General features: G+C 42.5%; 3 protein-coding genes. All 3 read right to left on the bottom strand.

Annotated elements, in window-relative coordinates:
* A partial coding sequence (locus BN67_RS11030) for a N4-gp56 family major capsid protein (protein WP_019224131.1) occupies positions 1 to 1,121 on the bottom strand: 1,121 nt, incomplete at its 3' end.
* Between the two features lie 94 nt (positions 1,122 to 1,215).
* Positions 1,216 to 2,076, bottom strand: coding sequence for a hypothetical protein (locus BN67_RS11035; RefSeq protein ID WP_019224132.1), 861 nt, complete (start codon positions 2,074 to 2,076; stop codon positions 1,216 to 1,218).
* An 11-nt stretch (positions 2,077 to 2,087) separates the two neighbouring features.
* Positions 2,088 to 3,605: a portal protein gene (locus BN67_RS12350; RefSeq protein ID WP_019224133.1), complete on the bottom strand. Its 1,518-nt coding sequence runs from the start codon at positions 3,603 to 3,605 to the stop codon at positions 2,088 to 2,090.
* Positions 3,606 to 4,042 lie beyond the last annotated feature (437 nt).

The following is a 4,042-nucleotide window of genomic DNA, read 5'->3' on the forward strand; positions in this document are numbered from 1 at the left end:
GCTGCTTCACCACTATAGGTGGGCACAACAATCGTTCCAAAATCCTGAGCCGTCTGAGCACTGCCTGGCATTTGGAAACGTGTTTTTTTCATGCCGATCAGCGTCTTTGCTGCAACACCAAACTCACGTTCATAATCAAAGAACTCTTCCTTAAGAGTGTAATTGGTGGCACTATGATTTTTTCCAAAACCTATAACCGCGCTCTGTGCCCCCAGTAACACCGCACGACGGACCGTTTTCACCGCTGTACTATCTGTTGACTTAACACCATGCGTAACCTCTCTTGCCTCACGTAAAACAACACCATTATACATGCCAAGAGACCCATCAAAGATTGGGTTCTTCTTACGCGAGGTCGCATAAACCGCTTTCTGAATATCTAACCATTCACCCTCAGCTGTATTGGTGCGCAATTGCTTGACTTGTGTCGGATGCAAATACATCACATAAACCTCATCACCATCTATCGTGACGGGAGTAATATAAGGATCAGCAAGTTTAGCCTTCAAAACAGCCTCATCAATCAATTTAAGGCTAAAGCTGTGTTTTGCCTTATCATTGAGATCTTCATCCTTAGTTTTGCCATCTGGACGGATAATACGTTCTTTACTTGGTTCCATAATAGGATTAAAGCCATAATGAACCGGACGAATAGTAAGATCGCGACCATGAACCGTGATTGTGGGGGCTGTATAGCCACAGACTTGCAGGAAGAACATGAGGCTCAAACGACTTGCATACCAACGAGACAAAGCGTCTTTGGCATTCTTACGCAAATTCGGAAGAATTCTTTGTTGCGAAATCGACCCTTGGTTTTCCACGCGCACCGCATGCAAAAGCTCGTTGATAACAAGCCTATCATTCATAAATTGAAGGGCTTCTTCATTTCCTTCAAGCGTTTGCCCTTCACTCACACCATCCCCAAGCAGATTCACAAGAAGGCTGAATGTAACGCTGTCACCAGACTTTTTATTCGTTTCATTATAAACTTGGATAATGCTATTCGAACTATCCCCGATAAGCGGCGCTATTTTCGTGGTTTTCAAAACTTCATGACTGAGTTTTTGCGACCAAAGCTTGACCGCTTGTGGGTCATTAATTTGTATCGATGAGACTGCCATTTCTTTTTCCCTTTACTTAAGATTAAAAAAAAACCGACTAAAAAGCCGGCGTTAAAACCCGTAAGAATGCGGGTTATCCTCTCTATTTTACTGCTTAGTCTGTACCAACACCCATGAGTTCATTAAAAACTGCCTCATTTTTGGGATTGCTTATCCAAGCATTGAATTCTCTTTCAGACATATTGGCGATTGTTTCCTTGGTCATAGAGCCCCCACTCCCCGTGCCACCAGACGCTGTTAACGTTTTGGAAGAGTTTTGCCGATTTTCCAATGCTGCTAACTGATGATTGGCTTGAACACCCTTTGCTTGATAGCCAAGATTTTGTGCTAATCTATAGATCTCTTCTGCTGGATTAACCCCTTTCTCTGCACAATTTGCCACAACGGTGCGCAATTCATCTCCAATAATACCGTCAATTGTCTCTCTATGCGCATAAGCAGGGTAAATAGTCGACCAAGCACTCAACTGTGTCGCGCGGGTGTTATAAAGAAAGTCTGCAGCCGCATCAAAATCACTGTATTTCCCCTGGATCGCCTTCACAGAACTTTCTAAAAACTGATTTAAATGCCCATGATATTGCTGTTGTTCGAATGCCTGCTGGTGCGCTTGCTGCTGTGCCCTAATAAAAGCATCTTGCTCTTGAAGTTTGTCTCCCATCCACTTGATATAGCCAATAATGTCTTGACCAGGATCCGGTGCTGTCCCCTCACCTTGATCATCAGCTGCATAAGGTTGAACTTCATGAAACTTTGCAAGTGCCTCACGGGCTTTTGCGGCTTGCTCTTCAGCGCGTTGCTGGTCTATAGTAGAAACGGCGTATGATGAAGATTGGGGATCGCTCTCTACCGGTGTTTCCTCATTACTAGAGACATCCACCTCATCAAGAGCACTCTCATCTTGCACATCTTCTATCTCTTGCAAATCTTCATGGTATTCATTCGCTTCTGTATTCATCTTTCACCTTTCTAAACATTTAAATATCTATGCAGTGCCATTCGTTCACGCATAATCTGATTATGTGCCTGATCATTCAGAAGCTTTTGCCTTTCAAGATCGTGGCGTTGCTGCATCATCTGAGCCTCTAATTCTGCTTTCTTTTGACTCATGAACAGATCAATCCCCTTTTGTTGTAGATCCATCTGATGAATCTGGGCTTTTGCCTCCATATCTTGCTGCTTTTCTTGCAACTTCATTTGCGTTTCAGGATCTATTTGTTGACCTTGCTGTTCTTGCTGTGCCATCTGTTGTTGCTGCTGGAACTTCCCACTCACACGATTAAGTAAAGACGCTGGCAAGGGTGAATAACGCAATAAATCAATCATAATATCCGGCGTAATTGCATTTTGTAGCAACGGGAGGAGCTGTGTAATAATGCCAAAAGTGCGTTCTTTTTCATTCGGGCTGGTGGGCGCATCATCAACAACAATGTCATAATCAACACTTGTCACAGCCTCACGCGTTAAGGGAATATATTGTGCATTCTCCTCTCCTGAAATGCGCACCAAACGCCCATCAGACAAATAATTCTGAATCAGGTGCAAAATAATCTTCCCTTGACGTTGTCGATACAAACGCAAGCCATCAAACAAACATGCAAGGAGGTTTAGACTGGATTGACGACGCTGTGCCTCTAAAATACCTGCTTGTGTCACCTCACGCGTGCCAATAAATTCAGGTGATAATCCCGTGACCTGGTTAATCGCCTCCTTCGCCTCATGAAACAACTGGAAAAAACCCGTTGGAAACTGTGCGATCGGCTTTGGTTGGATCTTACCCGCAGCCAATGCCCCTTGTTTGAGTATGGTAATACTGTCTGCCCTTGCCCAGCTTTGTGCCGCCTCCCGTTCATCCTCAAAAGCACCACGCTCTGCCATAAGACCGCCTTTGGATTGGCTATTAAGAATGTTCATCACTTGACTAAAATACTTATTTGCCCAACGTTGGGGATCTTTCGTGGGGCGTACAACCCCATAAAATTGGCGCTGGATCTTATCAAAATAACCCGTGATACACTCCCACCCCAATTGCCCAGATGGCACCAAAGGTTGATCAGGCGGGGATAACAGTTTTTTGCCTAAAAAAGCACGTCTCACAACCTTTTTGTTGTATTTTGCTCCTTGAATATCTGGCATGACACAACAAAGTTGTTCAAACTCTTGCCGGCTGTAATCACGCAATTCACCCGTCTCTAGATCAGGCGCTTTATAAAACTCTTCGCTTTCAAACCAACGGCATTCCACAAGCGTAACCATTCGACGCCCATTTTCGACATCAAAGCTCTTCTCATCATTGTAGTCATCAAGATCATTGTGATGAACACCGTCATAGGAGCAACCTCCATTGCAAGCCCAATCTGCATTCAATTCCGACCAGTGGTTCTCAGGAAACATTTGTTTGGCAACCGACAAAGGCTTGCGATCGACATACCAAAGCCGCTGTGCATCGGTTAAATTTGGTTGCACCGCCGTGCTATCCCAAACCATTTTAAAGGGATATTATCATAAAAAACAAAATAAAGTCAATAGTTTGTATGCAATTATTTTATATGAATCCACTTAAGAATCCACACTTTTATATGTGATTCAATTGACCCTTTTTTATCAACAATTGCCATGTATGAACAAAGCATGAAAAGCAAATCATGACACAAATCTTATAACGCATGTGGGCATTCAAAAGCAGTAATCATTTATAATAATTCATAATACGTTTTGATTATAAAATCGATAGTTACTATTAGACGCAATCGTTTGAATTATCCAATCAACATAATTGCATGTGTTTAAATCACATCTTAACAATTGAATTGCTTATGGCAGTAAAATTTCTAAAAGAGGATTGAATGTTTGAAACTGTTTAGTGATTAAAATGACTTTCTATTGTAGTCATAAGATTATGCGTGCTTTATATCTCATTTGAT

The sequence above is a fragment of the Bartonella rattaustraliani AUST/NH4 genome, from assembly GCF_000312565.1.
GTDB lineage: Bacteria > Pseudomonadota > Alphaproteobacteria > Rhizobiales > Rhizobiaceae > Bartonella > Bartonella rattaustraliani.